Annotated in this window: 17 protein-coding genes; 6 read left to right on the plus strand and 11 right to left on the minus strand. The window is 41.8% G+C overall.

Features of this window, described 5'->3' with window-relative positions; all coding sequences use genetic code 11:
- Nucleotides 1-143 precede the first annotated feature (143 nt).
- The 3 genes from AC3E9U_RS09135 (at nucleotide 144) to AC3E9U_RS09145 (ending at nucleotide 10500) form a co-directional block, all read left to right on the plus strand.
- Nucleotides 144-3500 carry a CotH kinase family protein gene (locus AC3E9U_RS09135; RefSeq protein WP_488746594.1) on the plus strand — a complete coding sequence of 1119 codons (3357 nt, stop codon included), beginning with the start codon at nucleotides 144-146 and terminating at the stop codon, nucleotides 3498-3500.
- Between the two features lie 162 nt (nucleotides 3501-3662).
- Entirely contained in the window at nucleotides 3663-7013 is a 3351-nt protein-coding gene (locus AC3E9U_RS09140; RefSeq protein ID WP_488746595.1) for a CotH kinase family protein, read from the plus strand.
- 160 nt (nucleotides 7014-7173) lie between these two features.
- The gene (locus AC3E9U_RS09145; RefSeq protein ID WP_488746596.1) at nucleotides 7174-10500 is read left to right on the plus strand and encodes a CotH kinase family protein; all 3327 of its coding nucleotides are present in this window, start codon (nucleotides 7174-7176) and stop codon (nucleotides 10498-10500) included.
- Nucleotides 10501-10509: 9 nt separating this feature from the next.
- Here AC3E9U_RS09145 and rfbD read toward each other — a convergent pair whose 3' ends face one another.
- The 10 genes from rfbD to AC3E9U_RS09195 form a co-directional block, all read right to left on the minus strand.
- Nucleotides 10510-11373, minus strand: coding sequence for a dTDP-4-dehydrorhamnose reductase (rfbD, locus tag AC3E9U_RS09150; protein WP_488746597.1), 864 nt, complete (start codon nucleotides 11371-11373; stop codon nucleotides 10510-10512).
- Nucleotides 11367-11918 carry a dTDP-4-dehydrorhamnose 3,5-epimerase gene (gene rfbC / locus AC3E9U_RS09155; RefSeq protein ID WP_488746598.1) on the minus strand — a complete coding sequence of 184 codons (552 nt, stop codon included), beginning with the start codon at nucleotides 11916-11918 and terminating at the stop codon, nucleotides 11367-11369. Before rfbC ends, rfbD begins: the two co-directional genes overlap by 7 nt.
- Before the next feature lie 47 nt (nucleotides 11919-11965).
- Nucleotides 11966-12829 (minus strand): glucose-1-phosphate thymidylyltransferase RfbA, encoded by an 864-nt coding sequence (gene rfbA / locus AC3E9U_RS09160; protein ID WP_488746599.1) that lies wholly within the window; start codon nucleotides 12827-12829, stop codon nucleotides 11966-11968.
- Nucleotides 12830-12915: 86 nt separating this feature from the next.
- Nucleotides 12916-13926 (minus strand): dTDP-glucose 4,6-dehydratase, encoded by a 1011-nt coding sequence (rfbB, locus tag AC3E9U_RS09165; RefSeq protein WP_488746600.1) that lies wholly within the window; start codon nucleotides 13924-13926, stop codon nucleotides 12916-12918.
- Nucleotides 13926-14909, minus strand: coding sequence for a hypothetical protein (locus AC3E9U_RS09170; protein ID WP_488746601.1), 984 nt, complete (start codon nucleotides 14907-14909; stop codon nucleotides 13926-13928). Before AC3E9U_RS09170 ends, rfbB begins: the two co-directional genes overlap by 1 nt.
- 9 nt (nucleotides 14910-14918) lie before the next feature.
- The gene (locus AC3E9U_RS09175; RefSeq protein ID WP_488746602.1) at nucleotides 14919-16607 is read right to left on the minus strand and encodes a DUF6909 family protein; all 1689 of its coding nucleotides are present in this window, start codon (nucleotides 16605-16607) and stop codon (nucleotides 14919-14921) included.
- 43 nt (nucleotides 16608-16650) lie between these two features.
- Entirely contained in the window at nucleotides 16651-17559 is a 909-nt protein-coding gene (locus AC3E9U_RS09180) for a carboxypeptidase-like regulatory domain-containing protein (RefSeq protein ID WP_488746603.1), read from the minus strand.
- On the minus strand, nucleotides 17522-19009 hold the full coding sequence (locus AC3E9U_RS09185) for a GH3 auxin-responsive promoter family protein (protein WP_488746604.1): 1488 nt from the start codon (nucleotides 19007-19009) through the stop codon (nucleotides 17522-17524). The genes AC3E9U_RS09180 and AC3E9U_RS09185 overlap by 38 nt, the downstream gene beginning before the upstream one ends.
- A 5-nt stretch (nucleotides 19010-19014) precedes the next feature.
- Entirely contained in the window at nucleotides 19015-19365 is a 351-nt protein-coding gene (locus AC3E9U_RS09190) for an SdpI family protein (protein ID WP_488746605.1), read from the minus strand.
- Entirely contained in the window at nucleotides 19365-19838 is a 474-nt protein-coding gene (locus AC3E9U_RS09195; protein WP_488746606.1) for a peptidase, read from the minus strand. The genes AC3E9U_RS09190 and AC3E9U_RS09195 overlap by 1 nt, the downstream gene beginning before the upstream one ends.
- 209 nt (nucleotides 19839-20047) lie before the next feature.
- Between AC3E9U_RS09195 and tatA the strand changes: the two genes are divergently transcribed.
- The gene (gene tatA, locus AC3E9U_RS09200) at nucleotides 20048-20230 is read left to right on the plus strand and encodes a twin-arginine translocase TatA/TatE family subunit (RefSeq protein WP_488746607.1); all 183 of its coding nucleotides are present in this window, start codon (nucleotides 20048-20050) and stop codon (nucleotides 20228-20230) included.
- Nucleotides 20231-20289: 59 nt separating this feature from the next.
- Here tatA and AC3E9U_RS09205 read toward each other — a convergent pair whose 3' ends face one another.
- Nucleotides 20290-22413, minus strand: a complete 2124-nt coding sequence (locus AC3E9U_RS09205) for a Tex family protein (RefSeq protein ID WP_488746685.1) — start codon at nucleotides 22411-22413, stop codon at nucleotides 20290-20292.
- A 235-nt stretch (nucleotides 22414-22648) separates the two neighbouring features.
- Here AC3E9U_RS09205 and AC3E9U_RS09210 point away from each other — a divergent pair, with 235 nt between their 5' ends.
- Both AC3E9U_RS09210 and AC3E9U_RS09215 read left to right on the plus strand, forming a co-directional pair.
- Nucleotides 22649-23248, plus strand: a complete 600-nt coding sequence (locus tag AC3E9U_RS09210) for a hypothetical protein (RefSeq protein ID WP_488746608.1) — start codon at nucleotides 22649-22651, stop codon at nucleotides 23246-23248.
- A 131-nt stretch (nucleotides 23249-23379) separates the two neighbouring features.
- A complete protein-coding gene (locus tag AC3E9U_RS09215) occupies nucleotides 23380-23646 on the plus strand; it encodes a DUF1294 domain-containing protein (protein WP_488746609.1) in 267 nt (88 codons plus the stop codon).
- The last annotated feature ends 3 nt before the right edge of the window (nucleotides 23647-23649 follow it).

The following is a 23649-nucleotide window of genomic DNA, read 5'->3' on the forward strand; positions in this document are numbered from 1 at the left end:
ATTAAAAAAATACCCCCGGCCTTGTATTAACTCACAATCTACCGAATCCCATTCATCGTAAATATCACCTGTTAACCGAAAAAAACAACAACTACCATTTATATTAAATAAATTTATGTAGTTAATTTTCAATATGTTAGAATATGAAACCGATATTTACACGGCTCCTGGTCATACTCCTTTTCTCCAATATAGCGTTCTCCCAAAGCCTCACCATAAATGAAGTACTTGCTTCCAACACTTCCATAAATCAGGATGAAGACGGAAACTACGAAGACTGGGTGGAAATCTACAATTATGGAAGTACAGCCATTAATTTAAGCGGCTACGGCCTCTCCGACGATGCGGCCTTACGACACAAATGGTCGTTCCCGGCCATCACCATAAATCCGGGTCAATACCTGCTGGTATGGTGTTCCGACAAAAACAGAACCAATCCTGCTAATCCGCTGCACACCAATTTCAAAATCAGTGCGTCCGGTGAAGCGCTGTATCTTACCAATCAGACTACGACAACACTGTCCACATTTCCGGCCACTTCCCTACCCGACAATGTATCGTACGGAAAGTCGCCCAACGGCACCGGAAATTACTTTTACTTTGACGTGCCCACCCCAGGACAACCGAATAACACAACTACCTATTCTGGGGTACTACCGGATCCCGTGTTCTCAGTGGCAGGCGGATTTTACACCACCGGTAAAACGCTGGGTATAACCAATACGGTTAGCGGCACTACCATTACTTATACTGTGGATGGTTCCGATCCCAATCCCAACAATTTAGGCGGTACCAATTATTCGTATAAAAATACCTATCAGGAATTTGCTTCGGATTCAGACGGTCCTTTATTGACAAACAATTATCGGTCTTATACCTATACGGCTCCCATTTCCATAGTCGATCGTTCGTCGCAGCCTAATGATCTGGCCAAGATGTCTTCGACACATCACCACGTGCCCTTTTACATTCCCACAGGCCCAATTTTCAAAGGAACTGTGGTCCGGGCGAAAGCCACTAAAGCAGGATTTATACCTAGTAAAACAGTAACAAAAACCTATTTCATAACTTCTGCGGGAAGCAATCAGTTTTCGTTGCCGGTAGTTTCTCTGAGTTTAACCGAAAGCAAGCTTTTTGATTATACCACCGGAATTTATGTGGCTGGGATAACATTCGACATGTGGCGCGATGCCAATCCGACCGTAAATGCCGACCCTTATAATTTTGATGCCAATTTCAGACTCGAAGGCGATCCATGGGAACGAACCGGAAATATAAACTATTTTAAAAACGGCGCTGAAGTCCTTAATCAGGATATCGGAATTCGCATACACGGAGGCTACTCAAGAGGCTGGCAAAGCAAATCACTGCGTCTTTTAGCGCGTTCCGATTACGGAAAGGAAAGCATGAATTATCCGTTCTTTAATGACAGCGGTGAAAACTTAGCCGTTTTTAACCGATTGGTTTTGCGAAATGCCGGCGGTGATTTTTTCGACACTTACTACCGTGATGCCCTTGCCGACGAACTGATGAAAGGTACCGGCATGGAGACCGCAGCTTATCAGCCCGCCATTACTTTTATCAATGGGGAATATTGGGGCATATTAGGCATCCGTGAACGATTTGACGAATATTACTTCAAAAACGTAATCGGGATAGATGAAGCGGATCTGGATTACATGGAAAATGATCAGAGAGGATCTGTTGGAAGTCATTACAACACCAATATCTATAATTATCTAAATAACAATTCACTGACCATACAGGCCAATTTCGATTATATAAAAACGCAGATGGATGTTGACAATATGCGCGATTACTACATTGCAAATATTTATTTCGACAATACGGACTGGCCTCATTACAACACCATCTTTTGGAGAAAAAAAACCGCCTACAATCCCAATGCCTTATACGGATTGGATGGTCGTTGGCGTGCAGCCATGAAGGATAATGACGATTGCTTCGGTTCGACAACCGGCACCAACAATCACAATAATTTGGCAGTGGCCACAGATTCGAACAGTAATGATCCGGGTAATCCGCCGGAATCGACTTTAGTGTTACGAAGCCTGTTAGCCAATCCCGCATTTAAAAACGACTTCATCAATCGTTTTGCCGACCTAATGAATACCTATTATCTTCCAAGCCGTTTCATAGCCGTTTCCACAGCGATGAAAGCACAACTCCAACCCGAAATGCAGGAACATTTGGACCGTTGGAAAGCCGCCGATTATGGCTGGTGGGAAGAAAGCATCAACAATATGCATGATTTTGCGAATGAACGTCCAGGTTATCAACGCCAACACATACGCCAAAAATTCGGAATCAACAGTAACATCAATGTCACACTCGAAGTCTCCAATTCAGCGCACGGCTATATCAAAATGAATACGATTGATATTCTTGCTTCCACACCGGGAGTACCGGCGACTCCTTATCCGTGGACCGGTGTTTATTTTCACAACATCCCGGTTAAAGTAAAAGCCATTCCGCTACCCGGCTATGCCTTTAGCAACTGGAGCGGGGCTTCCACCAGTACGAACGCTGAAATAACAGTAACACCAACTGCGAATATCACGCTTCGAGCAAATTTCGTCCCTACGACAAATACGACTACACCGAAAATAGTTTACTTCTGGACGATGAATACTGATATTCCAAACGATACACCGTTGACTACCTTGGCTTCCACTTTTCCGTACGGACCAACCGGCAAAGGTTCTATCCAATATCAGTCTTCGCTGGTCGGATATCCTTTTACCAGTTCAAGTCCGAGCTGGCGAAAAGCCTCTATGGAACGAGCCAACGAGCCAACACCTCTTAATTATTATTCGGAAGTCAACAATAATATCGCCTACCCATATTCCAATATGCGAGGACTTCAGGTAAGGCCTCCTTTCCAAAGCGGAAGTTTACAGAACACTATGATTTTTAACATGTCGACATTGAATTACAAGGATATTAAATTCTCTTTTGCTGTTATTTCAGAAGTAGATGCCCCGACCGGAATTACGCTGGAATATGCAACAAACTCGGGAACACCGGTATGGACCAGCGCAGGAATGACGGCCTCCGCTTTTCCGATTTCCACAGGCTATCAGCTAATCCAAACGGATTTAAAAACAATTCCGACGGTAAATAACAACGTTAATTTTAAAATACGTCTTCGTTTCACCGGTCCCAATCTGACAGCGGATAATGAAAAGAAAGTCATATTCAACAACATCAGCCTGGAAGGTGTACAACAAACATTAACAAATGAAGAAATTACAGCCCCGGACTTCGTAGTATATCCGAACCCGATCACTGATGTGCTTCACATAAACCATCGATTAAGCCATTTAGATTACAAATTATTCGGTATTGACGGGAAACTGATTGAGAATGGTCCTATTGAAGGCGGTGAAATAAATCTGTCTCATTTAACAGCCGGTTTATACCTGCTTCAATTGGAAGGAGACGGGAAATCGGAAACAAAAAAGATCCTGAAACGATAATTCAGCGATGCAGAAACTCAAAAGGGGATGCTTAGAAAACATTCCCTTCAGCTCTTGAATATCCGACACAAAAGAAATGCCAATTCCCATTTCCAGCAATACTGTTTCGGATATAATTTATTAAAAATGAGGTTGTTAGTAATTTACACAAATTCAGTAGCCATGAAAAAAATTACATTCTGGATACTAGCCGTAATGGTTGTCCTAAACTACAATCCACTATCTGCTCAAAGCATCACCATCAATGAAGTCCTTTCCAGCAACATATCCGTGAACCAAGATGAAGACGGAAACTATGAAGATTGGGTGGAAATATACAACTACGGTGCAACACCGGTAAATCTGAATGGCTTCGGTCTTTCAGATGACGCGGCTTTACGGCATAAATGGTCGTTTCCTGCCGTTACTCTAAATGCAGGGCAGTACCTCTTGGTTTGGTGTTCCGACAAAAACAGAACAAATCCCCTAAACCCGTTGCATACCAATTTCAAAATTAATGCTACCGGGGAAGCGTTGTATCTTACCAACCAGTCAACAACGACCTTGGCCACTTTTCCGGCTACTTCATTACCGGACAATGTCTCCTACGGAAAGTCTCCTAACGGAACAGGCAGCTACTTTTATTTCAGCGCCCCAACACCGGGGCAGCCGAATTCAACAACAGCCTATTCCGGAATATTAGATCCTCCAACATTTTCAAGAGCGGGGGGATTCTCCAGTACCGGATTTAATCTGAGTATTAGCAGTGCTGCTTCGGGAGCCACCATTATCTATACGTTAGACGGTTCCGATCCTGACCCGAATAATTTGGGGGGCACTACCTATTCCTATAAAAACAAATACCGAGAGATGGCAAATGATCAGGATGGTCCTCTATTGCAAAACAATTACCGTTCCTTTACGTATAGCGGACCGATTTCCATTGCCAACCGTTCGTCACTCCCGAACAAGCTGGCGTCCATGTCATCCACGCATCATAACAATCCCTTTTATATACCCACAAGTCCGATTTTCAAAGGGACCGTGGTAAGGGCCAAGGTAATTAAAAATGGTTCCCTGCCCAGCAAAACAGCCACCAGAACCTATTTTATAACCCCAAACGGAGCCAGTGAATTCTCATTACCGGTAGCCTCTTTAAGTATAACCGAAAGCAAACTCTTTGACTACACCAACGGAATTTTCGTAGCGGGAGCATTGTTCGACCAATGGCGCAATGACCACCCAACGGTCGATGCCACCAATTATAATTTCAACGCAAACTATAAAATTGAGGATGATCCTTCGGAACGGTCCGCAAACATAAACTACTTTATAAACGGTGTGGAAGTTTTAAATCAGGATATCGGAGTACGAATCAATGGGGGCAACTCAAGAAGCTGGCAAAGCAAATCGTTCCGATTGATAGCCGATTCGGATTACGGAGACGAAACCATGGATTATCATTTTTTCGCCGACGAAAACCAGACTGTTTTTAACCGCTTGATTTTAAGAAACGGAGGCAGTGACTTTATCAGTATCATGTACCGAGATGAACTTGCTGATGAACTAATGAAAGGGACCGGGCTGGAAAGCATGGCCTACCAACCCACTGTAGCTTTTGTTAACGGAGAGTACTGGGGCATATTAAACCTTAGAGAACGCATTGATAAATATTACTTTAAAAATCTCTGCGGAATTGGTGAAACGGAATTGGATTTGCTGGAAGACGATCTGAGAGCGACGGAAGGAGATAAGGTTTTCTATGACAATATGGAGACATTCTTAAACAATAACAGCCTGGAGATCCCGGAAAATTATGAGACTATAAAAACAATGATGGATGTTGAGAACATGAGAGATTACTATATTGCCAACATTTATTATGACAATAACGACTGGCCGGGCTGGAACCTGACATACTGGAGAAAAAGAACCCCCTATAACCCGAATGCTTTGTATGGCTTGGACGGACGCTGGCGCGCTGCCTTAAGGGACAATGATGATTCCTTTGGTTTTTCACAAGGAAACAGCCTTCATGATAATTTAGCGCAGGCCACAGCACCTAACAGTACCACTTATCCTAACCGACCTAAATATACATTAGTGCTTAGAAGTCTGTTGGCCAATCCTACTTTCAAAAACGACTTTATCAATCGCTTTGCCGATTTAATGAATACCTATTTTCTTCCAAGTAGGTTTACAGCAGTCTCAACAGCGATGAAAAACAGGATACAACCTGAAATGCAGGAGCATCTTGACCGATGGAAAACCACCCAGTATCTCTGGTGGCAGGATGCCGTTAATGTCGTGAACGATTTTGGAAACACCCGCCCGGCCAATCAGAGACTGCACATCCGAAATAAATTCGGAATCAGCAGCAATGTCAATGTAACCTTAGATGTTTCCAATGAAGCCCATGGCTATATCAAAATAAATACGATCGATATTCTTCCGTCCACTCCGGGAGTACCGGCAGATGCCTATCCGTGGACCGGAATTTACTTTCACAGTATCCCGATAAAATTAAAAGCAACACCAAAACCTGGTTATGTATTTAGTCACTGGAGCGGTGCCAGTACCAGTACGACGGCTGAGATCACTGTTACACCAACCGCAGCTGTTTCCCTGACAGCGCATTTCGTTCCATACACCGGCACAGAAATTCCTAAAATAATTTATTTCTGGATGATGGATACCAACATCCCCAATGACACTCCATTGACAAACCTTTCATCAACCTTTGAAATTTCGGCAACCGGAGTCCTGCAGTTCCAATCCGCTCTGGCAGGATATCCTTTTGACAGTTCAAGTCCGAGTTGGCGCAAAGCATGTATGGAGCGACGAAACAATCCTACACCGCTTAATTATTATCCGGAAGTGAACCAAAACATTGCTTATCCGAATTCAAACATGAGGGGTTTAGAAATAAGACAGCCTTTTCAAAGTGGCGGATTGCAAAACACCATGATATTTAATCTTTCGACAGCAGGTTACAAAGACATTAAGTTCGCTTTTTCAATTATGGATGAAGGAGCCGCAACCGGGATTACATTGGAATATGCTACAAACCCGGGCGCTCCGATCTGGATCACTTCGGGAATGACAACCTCCGCTTTTCCGATTTCGGCGACCTATCAACGTATCGAAGCCGATCTGAAAATGATTCCGACCGTAAACAACAATCCTAATTTTAAAATACGTTTGCGTTTCACCGGTTCTAACATGACGGAAGATACCGGGAAGAATGTTACTTTCAACAATATCAGTGTGGAAGGAACAGCGCAAACATTAACCAATGAAGAGCACTCGACTTCTGCTTTTGTCGTCTATCCGAACCCTGTCACAAATGCCGTCCATATTGTCCATCAGTTGGGCAGTATCAACTATAAACTGTTCGGAATTGAAGGAAAATTGATTCAGCAGGGGCAAATCGAACAGAACACCATTGACCTGTCTCATTTGACATCCGGCATGTATTTACTTCAACTGGAATCCGACGGAAAATCAGAAACCAAAAAAATCCTGAAACGTTAATCCAGCCGAACAGCCTGTCATAAAAGTCGTTTTCGAGCCCTCTGATGAGGTCTTAAAAAACGTCAGACAAAAAATGTAAATTGTCGTTTATAACCGCACTGTGTCGGATATAATTAATTGACATTTAGGTATTTAGTAACTTTGTGTAAATTCTGTTCGCATGAAAAAAATTACTTTTTGGATACTAACCGCAATGGTTGTTCTAAGCTACGATTCTCTATTTTCCCAAAATATAGTCATTAACGAACTAATGGCCTCAAACAGTACTTCTGTAACCGACGAAAATGGCAGTCATGAGGATTGGATCGAATTGTATAACGCGGGGTCAAGTCCGGTAAATCTGCTGGGCCACGGTTTATCCGATGATCCTGCCGCACTTTATAAGTGGACGTTTCCCAGCGTCACCTTGAATTCCGGACAATATCTGATCGTTTGGGCTTCCGATAAAAACAGGGCCGTTGCCGGAAGTCCGCTCCACACAAATTTTAAACTCAGTATTTCAGGCGAAACCCTGATACTTACCAACCCTTCGGGAGGTAATATAAATACTGTGGTTCAGCCCGCTTTACAAGTTGATGTTTCGTATGGAAGATCTCCAAACGGAAGCAGTACGTTCGCTTTCTTCTCATCACCAACGCCAAATGCCGTGAATACGACGACCGGTTACAGCGAGGCTTTAAGTGCTCCCGTATTTTCGCATCCTTCCGAATTCAGAACCACCGGATTTAATCTTTCGATAACTTCCAACAGTTCCGGCGCAACCATACTTTATACGCTGGACGGATCAGAACCCAATCCCAATAACCTTGGAGGAACAACATATTCCTATAAAAAAAGCTATCCTGAACTGCCGGGGCAACCTTACGGTCCTCTCTATCAAAACAGTTTCAGAACGCTTACTTATAGCGGACCTATTGCAATTGCCGATCGCACATCGCAACCCAATAAACTTGCCAATATATCCACCACCTGGGATTTTGCACCGGATTACTTTCCTGACGGCCCCATCTTTAAAGCTACGGTCGTAAGAGCAAAAGTCATAAAAGCAGGAGCGCTGCCCAGCGAAACCGTGACCCGAAATTACTTCATTTCGCCGCAGGGAGAAAATAGATTTACGCTTCCGGTCGTTTCCATAAGTTTTAATGAAAACGAATTTTATGATTATGTCGACGGTATTTCTGTGGCAGGCAAAATCTTCGACGATTGGCGTGCAGCCCATCCCAATGATGAACCCGACAATGATGAAGCAAATTGGGGTCTGCATGGCGAAGAAACCGAACGAATAGCTAACCTAAACTATTTTGTAAATGGTGAGGAAGTCATTAACCAAAAGGTGGGCCTTCGTATCCATGGGGACCATTCCAGGGAGTATCCCAATAAATCCCTGCGTGTATATGCAAGATCAAATTATGGGAAAGACGAATTAGAGTATCCGCTGTTTTCTGATCAGCCGTATACTGCATACGAACGCGTACTTATAAAAAATCAGGGAGGCGACTGGAACAATACCATGTTCAGGGATTGCTTATGCAACGAACTGGTGAAAGACCTTCGAATGGAAACCGAAGCACATCAACAGGTTATTTCCATTGTCAATGGAGAATATTGGGGAATTTTAGCCCTGAGGGAACGTTATGATGACAACTATTTTAAGTTGGTCTATGACATCGATGCGGTTGATTTGCTGCACGACCATTATTCCATTGATGAAGGAGACCGTGTGGATTACCTTTCTTTCATAAATGAAATTGAAACAAGAGATTTGTCAACAAGCACTAATTACGCCTATATCCAAACCCGAATGGATACTGCAAATTTCATGGACTATTTCATCAGTAATATCTATCTGAATAACGACGATTGGCTAACCAATAACACGCTGTATTGGAGAAAAAGAACAACGCTGAATCCAAATGCTCCCTATCCTCATGATGGCCGTTGGCGTTGGGCCTTCCACGATGTGACCAGTACTTTTGACGATGCTGACTTCAACACCTTAGCTGACGCTACCACGACAGATGCGAACGTCCAGCCACTTTGGGCAACACAGGTACTTCGTAAACTTTTGACCAACACTACGTTTAAAAATGATTTTATCAATCGTTTTGCCGATTTGATGAATACAAATTTCCTCACCACCAGAGTTGTGGGCCAGATCAATGCCATGGCAGCCGTTATTGCTCCGGAAATGAACGATCAGTATTTCCGATGGAAAGGTCCTGAAAATAACTCGGATTGGAATTATCATCTGAACCGCGAAAGAACATTTGCCACCGACCGTCCTGGTTACCAGCGTCAGCACATCCGACAAAAATTCAATATCAGTCAGAACATCAATGCGACCCTAGATGTTGATGATGCCTCTCATGGATACATAAAAATGAACACTATAGATATCAAATACGGTACCCCGGGAATAACGGCAAATCCTTATCCCTGGACCGGAATTTATTTCCACAACATTCCGGTTAAAATAAAAGCCATCGCTTTGCCGGGCTATGTGTTCAGTCATTGGAGCGGGGCTTCTTCCGCCACCACCGAAGAAATAACCCTTACACCTAACGGAAATTTTTCTGTGACAGCCCACTTTGCACCAGCAGGCAATTCAAATCTTCCGCAAGTTATTTATTTCTGGATGATGAATACCGACCTTCCGAACGATGTACCTTTAACCGATATCGCTTCGACTTTCGAAATAGCTTCAGAAGGAACGCTTCATTATGAATCCTGTTTGGTTGGTTATCCCTTCGCTACCGGTAATCCGAGCTATCGAAAAGCTTCCATGGAAAGACGAAACGACCCGAGTCCGATAAACTACATTCCGATCGTAAACCAGAACTTAACATATGAAAATTCCAATATGCGAGGCATCCAGATCAAACAGCCTTTCAAAAGTGGTAATCTGGACAATGCAATACAGTTGCACATTTCGACAATGGGCTATAAGGATATCAAATTGGCCTTTGCGGTTATTGATGAAGGTGCGGCCACAGGTATCACGGTCGATTATTCCATTAACCCGGGAACACCGATCTGGATAACTACGGGAATGACAACGTCCTCTTACCCAATTACAACCACCTACCAGAAATTAGAAATTGATTTATCACAGATTCTCGCAGTAAACCATAATCCGAATCTGAAACTTCGTATCCGTTTTACCGGCCCGAATTTGACGGCCGATACCGGAGATCAGGTGGTTTTTAACAACATCAGTATTCAGGGTGTAGCAGAAACATTGACGGCCGATGATAATGCGTTGAACAGACTTGTTGTGTATCCGAATCCAATAACAGACATCGTATATGTTTTAAACGGATCGGAATCGCTAGACTATACCCTATACGGAATTGACGGAAGAAAAATCCAAAACGGAAAACTGCAAAACAATGAAATTAATCTGTCGCCATTGCCTTCAGGCTTGTATTTACTGCAGCTGGAGACTGTCGACGGAAAATCGATCACTAAGAAAATAGTCAAAAAATAATATCCTAAACTACACAGCAGATGGGGAGGGTTGCAAAGCTTCTTCCCATTTTTTTATGTCGATTCCAAAGGTTTTTTTTATCTTGGTTTTGTCCAATACACTGTATTTCGGCCTTCTTGCGGGCGTTGGATAACTTGTAGTCGGAATCGGATTTAACGTAATTTCAATCTTGTTGACGGCGAATATCTTTTGAGCAAAATCGTACCAACTGCATTGTCCTTCGTTACTGAAGTTATAAATTCCATATGCATTTGAATCTGAATGATCTTCGCAAAATGTGATCATTTTAACAAGTGCTTCCGCCAGATCAACCGAATTGGTAGGCGTACCGATTTGGTCACTAACCACTGACAAACTATCTCGCTCTGAAGCCAGTCGCAACATGGTTTTCATGAAATTATTTCCGAATTGCGAATAAACCCAAGATGTTCTAATGATAAAATGCTGTTCCAAAATGGTTTGAATGGCTTCTTCACCGTCCAGTTTGGTCAGACCGTATACACCGGTTGGATTGGGAAGATCTTCTTCCGAATAGGGTGTTGTTTTTTCACCGTCAAATACAAAATCAGTAGAAATATGAAATAAAATGCTATTGTGTTTTTTACAGGCTTGCGCTAAATTTTTGGCTCCGCCGACATTAACTGCATGTGCTTTTTCGTATTCGCTTTCAGCCTTATCAACAGCTGTATAAGCTGCAGCATTGATACAAAACTGCGGACTGTGTTTCACAAAAACGGATTCGCATACATCACTGTCTGTAATATCTAACTCGGAAGAAGAGCAAAAAACAAAATCAATACCCGAATACTTCTCGGATATAAACTGCAATGCCTGTCCTAATTGTCCATTAGCGCCTGTAACCAGAACTACCATACTTTCCTTGCATTTTCCAGATTAGGTAATATCATGTCTTTTTCGGAAATCAGCAGTTCGCTTTCGGGAAAACCCCAATCAATGTTCAAAGCCGGATCATTGTAGATAAGACCCCCTTCCGATTCCTTATTATAAAAATTATCGCATTTGTAGAAGAACGTGGCTGTTTCGCTCAACACCAGAAATCCATGCGCAAAGCCTCGCGGTATAAACAATTGTCTTTGGTTTTCTGCCGATAAAATTTCGGCCACATACTGTCCGTAGGTTTCCGATTCCGGACGAATGTCTACTGCCACGTCCAAAACCTCTCCCTGCAGCACGCGCACCAACTTTGCCTGTGCATGTTCGCCACACTGATAGTGCAATCCGCGCAACACACCTTTAGTGGAATAAGACTGATTATCCTGTACAAAATGGGTCGGTTGTCCGGTTCCGTTTTGGAATGTCTGTTCATTAAAACTTTCCATGAAATAACCACGGGCATCATTAATTATTTTGGGCTCCAGGATAAAACAGCCGGATAATTTAGTCGCTATGAAATTCATTTTATTTTAAAAATTCCCAATTAAAGATGTTGGGTAATTACTGTTTATTAATTAGAAACTAAGCTCATCAAATGCTTGCCATAACCACTTTTCAACAAAGGAGAGGCTAATGTTCTTAGCTGACCTGCATCGATGAAGCCCATTTTATAAGCGGCTTCTTCAATGGCGCCGATTTTTAATCCCTGACGTTCTTCAATCACCTCCACAAACTGTCCGGCCTGCATCAGCGACTGGAATGTTCCGGTATCCAGCCAGGCGGTTCCGCGGTCCAGAATACTCACCTGAAGTTTTCCGCGGTTGAGGTATTCTTTGTTGACATCGGTAATCTCCAGCTCGCCCCGGTGGCTTGGCATTATATTGGCGGCAATGTCTAAAACATCGTTGTCATAGAAATAAATTCCGGGAACGGCATAATTGGATTTAGGCTGCAAAGGTTTTTCCTCGATGGAAAGGACTTTTCCTTCCGCATCAAAATCAACAACCCCGTAACGCTCCGGGTCATGCACGTGATAAGCGTAAATAATACCGCCATCAGGATTGTTGTTGGCCTGAAGCAATTCCGCCAAACCTGTTCCGTAGAAAATATTGTCACCCAGAATCAATGCCACTTTATCATTACCGACAAATTCTTTTCCGATGATGAACGCTTCCGCCAGTCCGTTTGGATGTTCCTGTACTGCATATTCAAAACGGCATCCTAAATTACTTCCGTCACCCAACAATTGTCGGAACAAAGGCAAATCATGCGGCGTTGAAATAATCAGGATTTCACGGATTCCCGCCCACATCAAGGTTGACAGTGGGTAGTAAATCATCGGTTTGTCATAAATAGGCATCAACTGCTTGCTGACTGCTAATGTTAACGGATGCAGACGCGTTCCTGAGCCTCCGGCTAATATAATTCCTTTCATTTTTTAAGTTGCAAAGTCTCAAAGTTGCAAAGCTGCAAAGTCGAAATTTAAAGTTTATATAATGATGAGATCCGAAAATTTTAAATTTAAGCCAATCGTTCCAAGTACCAAGCAATGGTTTTACGGATTCCGGTTTCGAAATTCTCGTCGGCTTTCCAGCCTAATTCTGTCTCAATCTTTGTGGCGTCGATGGCATAACGCAAATCATGCCCCGGACGGTCTTTCACAAAAGTGATCTGATCCTGGTAGCGTCCTTCTGATTTTGGCTTTAACTCGTTCAGAAGTTCACAGATCGTGTTGGCAATGTACAAATTGTTTCGTTCATTTCTTCCTCCCACATTATAAGTCTCACCCGATTTTCCTTTATGAAAAGCCAGTTCGATTCCCTTACAATGATCCAGCACATATAACCAGTCGCGTACGTTTTTCCCGTCGCCGTAGATCGGAATGCTTTCTCCTGTGATCGCTTTACGGATAATCGTCGGGATCAGCTTTTCATTATGCTGTTTTGGACCGTAATTGTTGGAACAGTTTGTTGTAACCACATCCATTCCGTACGTATGGAAATAGCTTCTTACAATCATGTCCGAAGCCGCTTTTGAAGCAGAGTAGGGACTGTTAGGAGCATAAGGCGTGGTTTCCGAGAATAAACCGGTCTCTCCCAAAGTGCCATAAACCTCATCGGTCGACACATGGTGGAAGCGGCAATTTTCATAACCTTCTTTATATTGATTAGGCACGCTCATCCAATGTTTTCTCGCCACATCCAAAAGATTGAATGTCCCGATCACATTGGTTTTGATGAAGGCTTCCGGTCCTGAAATCGAATTGTCAACGTGGCTTTCGGCTGCGAAGTGGATCACATCTTTAAAATCATATTCATGAAAAAGATTTTCTATAAAAGCACGATCGCAAATATCACCTTTGACAAAAGTGTGTCGCGGATGATTTTCTACTTCTTTTACGTTGTCCAAATCTCCGGCATAAGTCAGTAAATCCAGATTTACAAGATGATACTCCGGATTGTTTTCTATAAAATGGGGAACAAAATTGGCTCCGATGAATCCGGCTCCACCTGTTACTAAAATATTCTTCATTAGATTAGGTTTCTCTTTTTCAATTGTCTTCTGTAAAAATCTCTGGCCCAGCCCAGGAACACGAAAACCCCTATGAACACTAACGGAATTATCAATTTCATCTTACCGTTCACCATTTCGTTGTTTTGAACATTTAAGGTGAAACTGCTGTCTTTTACTATTTTATCAGAAGTGACCAACTCTAATCGCTTCGATCCTTGTTCGGTGATCAATTCTTCCTTGGTTTTAATTACATCATTCAACTGCGTATTTTCGTTGTAGTACACCAGTTTATCACTTTTCTGATTAGTGCCAACTGCATGCGAAAATTGATCCATTACGCCGTTAATCTGAGCAATTATACTGTCGTTTTCCTTAATTTTTTCGCCGATATTATTAAGGTATTCTTTTTGGAGTTTCTGATAGAATTCGCTTTCATTCAAATAATTCAATAAAGGCTTAAGCGTCATTTCTTCGGTAGTCTGACCTTTTGTAGTGAAAGAAATGGTATGGAAAGTATAGTTTTTACTGGTCAGATTATCCTCGACGATCTTCTTTAAGTCACCGTCTTCCGCCATTAACTTCAACATTTCGAAATTTTGCTCGTTGTTGTTTATGAAACGGTAAACATCCACAATAGGTTCAACTTCTATTTTGGAAAATTTCTTTGGCTTTTGAATTCCGATCTTCTTTAAGAAAACAGTATCGCCTTCTTTGATCTTCGCATTGATCAGGTCGATTTTTGCATATAAATAATCCGTGCTCCCGAAATTAGGCGTCACTATCACCTGATGGTCATAGACTTTGCTACTTGTATCCAGATAAAAACCCAATCCGGCACCAACAACAAATAAAATTCCGATGATTATGATGTTTCTTCGGACGAATAAAATTCCGTCAAACAACCAATCGATAAACGACTGAATCTTATCTCCTATTTTTTTTGAAAGTTGACTTAAATCGATTTCCTGATCATTCGGGTTGACCTGAGGGCTATTGCTCATAAAAATGAATTAATGTATGTTAAAAATCTGTTCTAATATTTTAATTGTAATGAGGTAAGTCGGTTTTACGCCAGTGGTCCCCAATCCGCCGGATGCTAATGTACTTCCTGTTTCCAAAGGATTATCCGAAGCATAGTACGCATAACGCACTTTTACATTCGGATTAATGCTCTTGCGTATTTTCGAGGCCGACTGTACTGCTTTCTGATAATAAGCACCTTCCATTTCCAGACCGATGGCACCCCAAGTCGAATCATGGAAAAACTGCAATAAATCTTTATTCTGAAGTGATGTTCCCAAAACCGTCACCATTGGTCCGGCAAAAACAGGAATACCGTTCCCTTCAAACATCTCGGCTGTCAATTCGTTTTCAAACGGATAATTATCCGCCGTTCCTTCATTCACATGGGCGTTCGGAATCATAATATCTCCTTTTCCGCCCTGCAGAATTCCGGCTTTACCCATAATAGACACCGATTCCACATTCAGAAATATTTTTCCGTCTCCGGTTTTATAAGGCTTCAGCAATTCATCAATCGTTTCAAAAGCCTGCTCACCGAAGGCATAATCCATTACAATCAGAACGGGCTGTTCTTTCCCGAATTTTGCGCTTGGAAATGCTGATTTCTTCAGGTTGACTTTCGCTGTATCAAATATCTGAACGTCGATATTGGTTCCTGATGTATCCGGCAGTGAAATCATTCCGTGTAGTAACGCAAATTCTTCCACTTTCTTGCGTAAGGTATCATTTCCGGATTTACTCAAATCCCCAAAAATCTGAAAATCATCGCTTCCTTTATATTTGCTTCCCAGCACCGGTTCGGCAAAAATCGAATTCATTACGCTGTGCATGTTCGCACTGATGATGTGGATCGGTCGAACCAGCAAATCATTCTGTTCTAAAACTTCTTTGATATTGTTCGCCCAGATTTCACCGTAAATATGGTGTCCCAAACGTTCCCTTAAAATCGGACTGAACGTAATGGTCCTTTTATTGTTGTCTATAATTTCTTCAATGGCCAGTTTCCCTAACCAATAGATCACATGCAGAAAACGATCCGGTTTTTCTTTGGTTCCGAAACCTTCATAAATGTCGATTACCTCGGCGAAAGTCCGTCCCAGAATACTTGAAGCGTGGGAGATGGCTTTCTCGCGGTCAATTAAAGTCAGTTTCTTGTTCTGAAGAACGACCTGCTCAAGCTTTTCCCAATCGCGGGTCAATTTTCCGTCTTCATCGATCATCACGCGGTCTTTGATTTTGTGCGATTCGATAAAGATGAAGGTCAAATGCGTTAAAATGTCATAGATATCCGAACGTCCTCTCGTAATTTCGATGTTCATCTGTTCGTCGTCAATGCGGTAACAGTTTCTTTTTCTTTTTGGAGGAACGATGGGCTGAAAATGCGATTTTGAATACCCTTCGTCTGAAGTTAAATTGATGTACCGGCATTCTTCGATTCCCACCGGTAGTCGTTCTATCACATACAACAATCCGTTTAATTCTACCTTTTCTTCGGCGATGGAACCGTAAATTTCCGGTCGTAATGATAATAATGCTTCACGTAAAGTTTCCCCTGAAACTCCCATCGGTTTATAAAAACCACGGTTAAACAAATGACGCATGGTAATGTACAGTCGTTCAATAGCTGCCGACGACTCTTGCGCCCGTGAGCGCGAAATGTTCTTAAATTCTCTCATGAACTTTTTTATTTTCTAACCCACAAATATAGTTTTTTATTTTTTAGTTGGTGAGGATTAGATTTATTGCAGGTTCAAAGACTTTTTTGTGTGAAGATGCATCGTTGTCACTGGTTTGTTTTAACCATTTCCCGCCCGAGAAGGTATATATAAAATCCCGCTCCGTAAAATTGTATAAAATGAAGGGGAAATAGGTGGGCTGTATTTTTATTTTTTGCGTGTTGCCGTCTGCTATCTTAGTTTCCTTTTTATTGCTTTCAATCATTAATTTTTCAAAAGAGGCAAAAATACCGGTCACAGGCATGGTTAAATTAAGTCCCGAAACATCGATTTTATGATTTAGCACGCCCTTTTTTATGGGAACAATGAAATCTTTTCCCAGAAGATCTTCTCCTGGCGAACCGTCATCCGCAACGGCATACAGATGGATTTTAAGTGTGGCGTTTTCGATACCGCTGTCGGTCTGGATGGTCACCTTTTTTATAAACCTCGTTTTTTTATAGGACGGATCGTAAGGAAAAAACTTGGCATCCATTCGCGGACCATTGTCAAAGGCCTGAAGAAAGCCACTTTCGACGTTTCCGATCTCTCTTGTTTTGGTTTCTTTTTTGTTTACGACAACCACTTCTTTAAGATCGTAAGACGTTGCTTTTAACTTCACCGTAGCAGCTTCCGTAGCTTTTACAATTTTCTTTTCAAAACCCAAAGCCGAAAAAATCAGGTTCTTGTTTTCATCCGAAACTTTTATCTCAAACTGACCGTTTTCTTCCGAAGTGGTTCCGATGTTTTCATTCTCCACCCAAATGCTGACAAACGAAATGGGTGCGTTGTTTTCATCGACAACGATTCCTTTGGTTTGGGCAAAACCTAGGGTTGATAAAAACAAAAAGAAGATCAATTGCTTCATTTTCTGACTAAAGTTGTTCGAGTTCATCGGCAATCTTGCGGTCATTGCACAGTCGTGGCAGTTTATTCTGCCCACCCAGTTTACCTATGGATTTCATATAGTTCTGAAATCCATTTTTAGGTACTTTTTTAATTACCAAGGTGCGTAAAACGTGTCCGGCGATCAGATCATCGTAATATACATTTTGCTTTCGCATGGCCTGATCTACCCGTGAGGCAAACTCGTCCATATTCTTTGGCTCGTTATCAAATTCGATGAACCATTCGTGATAAGGCAGGCCCTCCGTTGGATTAACTTGCGGTGCAACGGTGAATTCATTGATATGTACTTCGGTTCCTTCCATCGCTTCCTGTAAAGCTGCTTCCACTTCTTTCCCGATAACGTGTTCGCCAAAAGCAGAAATATAATGTTTGATACGGCCGGAAACGATAATTCGATAAGGCTTTAAACTCGTAAACTGAATCGTGTCACCGATATTATACGCCCAAAGTCCGGCGTTGGAAGATAAAATCAAGACGTAATTAATCCCCAATTCCACTTCGCCGATAGTGTAACGTTTTGGATTTTCGGTGAAAAATTCGTCAGCTTTGATGAATTCGTAGAAAATACCGGAATTCAATAGTAGCAACATCCCTTTTTCCTTTTGGGAATCCTGATAGGCGAAAAAACCTTCGGATGCTGGAAACAATTCAATCGAATCGACTTTTCTTCCGATCAGACTTTCAAATTTTGCCCGATAGGGTTCGTAATTCACTCCGCCGTAAATAAACAGATTGAAGTTTTTGAACAAATCGCCAACCGGTTTATCAGCTTTCTCTTTAAGCTTTTCGAAGTACATCTGCACCCACGACGGGATACCGGAAATGACCGCCATGTTTTCGTGGAAGGTTTCATTGACTATGGCGTCTACTTTGGTTTCCCAATCTTCAATGCAATTGGTTTCCCAACTGGGCATGCGGTTTTTTTGCAGATAATTGGGCACAAAATGCGCTACGATTCCCGAAAGACGTCCAAACTTAATTCCGTTTTTCTCTTCCAGGATGGGGCTTCCTTGCAGGAAAATCATTTTTCCATCTACAAAATCTGCTTTTCCGGTTTCGTGAATGTAACTCAGAATCGCATTTCTCGCCGCTTCAATGTGATAAGGCATGGATTCCTTGGTAAGCGGAATATACTTTGCTCCCGAAGTCGTTCCGGAAGTTTTGGCAAAATAAATCGGTTTGCCTTTCCATAAAATATCTTCTTCCCCTTTCACCACTCGGTCCACGTACGGACGCAGGGCTTCGTAATCGCGAACAGGGACTTTATCCGCAAAATCGGCAACGGTTTTTATTCCGGAAAAATCATGATCTTTTCCAAACTGGGTGTTTTTTGCATCGGCGATTAAATCATTGAAAACCTGTTGTTGGGTTTCCACTGGGTTAGTGACCCATTTTTGCGTTCTATAATGGATGATGGCTGCGAACTGTTTGGCCATGAAAGCTTTTAAAGACATTCGGATCAGTTGTTTGGAAATTTATTTTTAAGGGCATTTTCAGTGGAAAAAAGAATAAAGAAAACTACGAGTAACGGAAGCAGGATTCCTGGAATCAGCGCCAATTCTCCTTTAATTTTTATAAGCAATCCTAAAAAAGAGGAAAAGAACAGTAAAACACTGCCCTGCATCATTTTTAAGGCTGAAAACCGTTGGGCAAAATGCCAGCGCTCCATCGATTTCATGGAACCGGAAGTTCGGTATCCGTAGAGGGAATTTATGTTTTTGGGCGGAAAAAGGTACATGACCAGTCCGCCAAGCATAAAAATTACACTACATAACAGGGGCATCTGCAATAAATCGGCGGTCCACTCCATCAGTTCTTCTTGTTTTTATTATCCATTTCTTTTCGCAATTCCATTTCACTTTTGGAAGGTTCCATGACCAACGTTTCCGGATCGATTTTTTCAGCAGCGATAATGGAATCTACATTGAGTTTGGCATATTCCAGATCGCCGTTAAGTACTTTTTTAATTGACTCGACATACACATTGTTCCGCTTCATGGCTTTTTCTAGCGAATCGGATTTTATAGCCAATTCGACCGCCTGTCGTTTCAATTCTGTCGAAGCATAACCAGGAATGTATTCGCGTAGCGGCGTAAAAGCAATGATATAGGTCGTCACGAATATAATCAGTAAGGCGCCCACCGTTGCCACGATGAAGACATTCATCAGCGTCAGCCGCAGTGAAAAAATCTCTGCGAACGTATCTTCGTTCAGTATCACCAATCGGTTCTTGCTGAAGAGTTTTTTCTTGAGTAATTGTCGTTTCAGTCGTTTTCCGGACATGCCTTCGGGTTTGATTCACAAATATAAAAAATATCGCCATGCATTGTGTGGGGTTTCCTTTATCCTTTTCTTCTTTTGGTTAAAGAAAACATAAATTTAGTTCGGTTTTCTCAAAAACAACTGTCTGGTTGTTTGACAAATAGTTTTTATGTATACCTTTGTCCGACAGTTTTGCATTAAAATATCAAAAACATAATTATTTAATAGTCATGGGAAAATTAGGGGCAACCGAAATAATTTTAATCGTTGTAGTGATAGTTTTACTTTTTGGAGGTAAAAAAATTCCAGAATTAATGAAAGGGTTAGGAAGCGGAATCAACGAATTCAAAAAAGCGTCTAAAGGAGAAGATGATGCTCCTGCTGCAAAAAAAGAAAACGAAGAAAACAAATAATAGTTTTTTCTATACAAATTAAAATCCCAAACACCTTTACGGCGTTTGGGATTCTTTTTTTACAATATCATCGTCAGCTGGATTCGTTTTCGGTCTTCATCCACTTCGGTGACTTTTACCTGAACATGCTGATGCAGTTTCACCACTTCATTCACATCGGAAACAAAACCTTCCTTCAATTGCGAAATGTGAACCAAACCACTTTCCTTGATTCCGACATCCACGAAACAGCCAAAATTGGTAATGTTGTTCACAATACCCGGCAGGACCATTCCGGTTCGTAAGTCTTTTATGGTTTTCACGTTCGGATCAAATTCAAATACTTTTGCCGCTTTTCTAGGATCCAATCCCGGTTTTTCCAATTCTTTCAGGATGTCTTTCAATCCTAAAATACCAATATCGTTCGTAATGTAATTTTCCGGTTTGATCAGACTAATCTTTTCTTTGTTGGCTACAAGTTCACCAACTTTTATCCCTAAATCTTTTGCCATTTTTTCCACGATGCCATAAGCTTCCGGATGTACCGCCGAATTATCTAAAGGATTTTTACCCTCTTTGATTCGGATAAAAGCCGCGGCCTGCTGAAACGCTTTTTCACCCAAACGCGGTACTTTTTTCAGTTGCTTTCGGTCTTCGAACGGGCCGTTTTCACTTCGGAATGTAACAATGTTCTCGGCCATTTTTTCGCCGATACCCGAAACATAACTCAGCAACGATTTACTGGCCGTATTAATATTTATACCCACCGAGTTTACGCAACGGATCACGGTATTGTCTAATTCTTCCTTTAGTTTGGACTGATCCACATCGTGCTGGTACTGCCCCACTCCGATGGATTTCGGATCGATCTTTACCAGCTCGGCCAAAGGATCCGATAAACGTCTTCCGATGGAAACCGCTCCACGAACAGTCACATCATAACTTGGAAACTCTTCTCTTGCGATTTTCGATGCCGAATACACAGACGCTCCTGCTTCGGAAACCACAAAAACCTGTACCGGTTTGTCAAACGCAATTTTCTTGATGAAGAATTCCGTTTCACGGGAGGCAGTCCCGTTTCCGATTGAAATGGCTTCTACATTATAAGCATTCACCATCGAACGGATTTTCTTCATGGCCATTGCCGTTTCGTTCTGAGGTGCGTGCGGGAAAATGGTTTCGTTGTACAACAGATCGCCTTTCTCATCCAGACAAACCACTTTACAACCGGTTCGGAATCCCGGGTCGATAGCCAGAATTCGTTTCTCACCCAGCGGAGATGCCAACAAAAGCTGACTCAAATTAGCCGCAAAAACCTGAATGGAATTCACATCCGCTTTCGCTTTGGCTTCCTGAAGGGTTTCGTTTGAAATGGCCGGTTCCAGCAAACGCTTGTAACTGTCTTTGATGGCCAGTTTCAGCTGACCCGTAGTCTCGTTGTTTTTTTTGATGATGTTTTCTTCGATAAAATCCAAGGCTTCTTCTTTTTCCACTTCCACGGAAAGTTTGATGAAACCTTCATTCTCAGCACGAAGCATGGCCAGCAATCGGTGGGCCGGGGCTTTGGAAACCGGTTCACTCCAGTCAAAATACTGTTCGAATTTCTTTGCACCTTCCTCTTCTTTTTTTGCTTTTACCACTTTCGTTGCGATAGTAGCTTTACGCTGAAACATTCTTCGGAGGTTCTTACGGATGAAGATATTTTCGTTGATCCATTCGGCAATGATGTCGCGGGCACCTTGTAAAGCTTCGTCTTCATTCGCCACTTTATCGTTCAGATATTTCGAAGCGATGTACTCGATATCATCCGAATTTTGCGCCATGATGATTTTCGCCAATGGTTCCAATCCATTTTCGCGGGCAGTATCGGCCTTGGTTTTCTTTTTCTTTTTATAAGGAAGGTAGAAATCTTCCAACTCCTGCAAGTCGAAGCTGTTTTCTATTTTTTGTTTCAGTTCGGATGTAAGCGCATTTTGCTCTTCAATCGATTTCAAGATGCTTTCCTTACGTTTTACGATTTCGGAAAACTGTTTGCTGTACTTGGCAATAGCTTCAATCTGAACCTCATCAAGGTTCCCGGTTTTGTCTTTTCGGTAACGGGCAATAAACGGAATGGTGCAGTCTTCAGCCAATAATTGAAGGGTCGCCTCTATGTTTTTAGAAGCCGTCGGAACGAACTTCAGGATGTATTCGGTCAGTGTCATTTTATTTTGAAATAAGAATGCTAAAATAACATCTTTTGGAATTAATTTCTGCATTCCTCCTTCTTTATCTTCTCTTGTACAGATAATCCGAAACTTTTACCATTTACCGATATTAACCGACCGCCTAAATGTAAATTTCCAGATTTTCCTTAACTTTATAAGTCCCTGATTTACAGGAGTTAACAACAATAATCTACTGGCTGTAAAAACCTAATATTAATTAAAATCTTATAACATGAAAACCACTACTCTTAAAATTTTTCTGTTATTGGGGCTTATAGGAACACTAATTTCTTTTACAGATCTCGGTTCTTTTGAAATTCCTGCCGGATGGTATAAAACAGGAACAAAAGCAGAAAGTTATGATATGGGAATTGATAAGGGCGCCGGAATGGACGGAAAAAATGCGGCTACCATCAAATCCATGGACAAATTAATCGACGGTTACGGTACATTGATGCAAAGTTTTAAACCAGACAAATTTATGGGCCAACGGGTTCGTTTATCAGGATACATTAAAACGCAAGACGTGGACGGTAGAGCCGGTTTCTGGTTTAAAATCGAGCAGGCCAATTCACAAAACTTTATCTCCTTTGACAATATGCGCAATCGTGCGGTTGGCGGTACCAGCGACTGGACAAAATATGAACTTGTTTTGGACGTCCCGTCACACACCTCAAAAATATCATATGGCGCCTATTTGAGAGGAACCGGACAAATGTGGTTTGACAATCTGTCGTTTCAGGTAGTAGATCCTTCGGTACCGGTAACCGGTAAAAAACCGCAAAAACTGCAGGTAATCAATGAACCTGCAAACCTAGATTTCGAAAATTAAACAAAATCAAACTTATAGAAATAGCTTTTTTTATAAATCTAAATCACGGAAAACATTCTTATCGCAAGGAGACTTGGCCAATTAGTATCAAATTAAATTGGCTATAGTATCTTTGCGTTAAAGTTTTTTAAATGCCTCTAATTTTCATCTATCTCTTAGCGGTGAATGCAGTTACTTTTCTGATCAACGGAATCGACAAATGGTTGGCCATCAACCAAAAATCGAGATTTTCCGAAAGATCCTTATTGGGTTTTGCATTGGTTGGAGGAAGCATTGGCGCCTTAGGAGGAATGTTACTATTCCGTCATAAAATCTCGAAGTTTTCCTTTTTGTGGAAGTTTTTCGGAATTGTTATTATTCAGGTTATAGCAGTTTACTATTTTCTTTTCCTCAGATAAAAT

The organism is Flavobacterium sp. 21.1, from assembly GCF_057801535.1.

Coding starts and splice junctions, on each gene's coding strand:
- AC3E9U_RS09135 (WP_488746594.1), top strand. CDS start 144: ATGAAACCGATATTTACACGGCTCCTGGTCATACTCCTTTTCTCCAAT.
- AC3E9U_RS09140 (WP_488746595.1), top strand. CDS start 3,663: ATGAAAAAAATTACATTCTGGATACTAGCCGTAATGGTTGTCCTAAAC.
- AC3E9U_RS09145 (WP_488746596.1), top strand. CDS start 7,174: ATGAAAAAAATTACTTTTTGGATACTAACCGCAATGGTTGTTCTAAGC.
- rfbD (WP_488746597.1), bottom strand. CDS start 11,373: ATGGTAGTTCTGGTTACAGGCGCTAATGGACAATTAGGACAGGCATTG.
- rfbC (WP_488746598.1), bottom strand. CDS start 11,918: ATGAATTTCATAGCGACTAAATTATCCGGCTGTTTTATCCTGGAGCCC.
- rfbA (WP_488746599.1), bottom strand. CDS start 12,829: ATGAAAGGAATTATATTAGCCGGAGGCTCAGGAACGCGTCTGCATCCG.
- rfbB (WP_488746600.1), bottom strand. CDS start 13,926: ATGAAGAATATTTTAGTAACAGGTGGAGCCGGATTCATCGGAGCCAAT.
- AC3E9U_RS09170 (WP_488746601.1), bottom strand. CDS start 14,909: ATGAGCAATAGCCCTCAGGTCAACCCGAATGATCAGGAAATCGATTTA.
- AC3E9U_RS09175 (WP_488746602.1), bottom strand. CDS start 16,607: ATGAGAGAATTTAAGAACATTTCGCGCTCACGGGCGCAAGAGTCGTCG.
- AC3E9U_RS09180 (WP_488746603.1), bottom strand. CDS start 17,559: ATGACCGCAAGATTGCCGATGAACTCGAACAACTTTAGTCAGAAAATG.
- AC3E9U_RS09185 (WP_488746604.1), bottom strand. CDS start 19,009: ATGTCTTTAAAAGCTTTCATGGCCAAACAGTTCGCAGCCATCATCCAT.
- AC3E9U_RS09190 (WP_488746605.1), bottom strand. CDS start 19,365: ATGGAGTGGACCGCCGATTTATTGCAGATGCCCCTGTTATGTAGTGTA.
- AC3E9U_RS09195 (WP_488746606.1), bottom strand. CDS start 19,838: ATGTCCGGAAAACGACTGAAACGACAATTACTCAAGAAAAAACTCTTC.
- tatA (WP_488746607.1), top strand. CDS start 20,048: ATGGGAAAATTAGGGGCAACCGAAATAATTTTAATCGTTGTAGTGATA.
- AC3E9U_RS09205 (WP_488746685.1), bottom strand. CDS start 22,413: ATGACACTGACCGAATACATCCTGAAGTTCGTTCCGACGGCTTCTAAA.
- AC3E9U_RS09210 (WP_488746608.1), top strand. CDS start 22,649: ATGAAAACCACTACTCTTAAAATTTTTCTGTTATTGGGGCTTATAGGA.
- AC3E9U_RS09215 (WP_488746609.1), top strand. CDS start 23,380: ATGCCTCTAATTTTCATCTATCTCTTAGCGGTGAATGCAGTTACTTTT.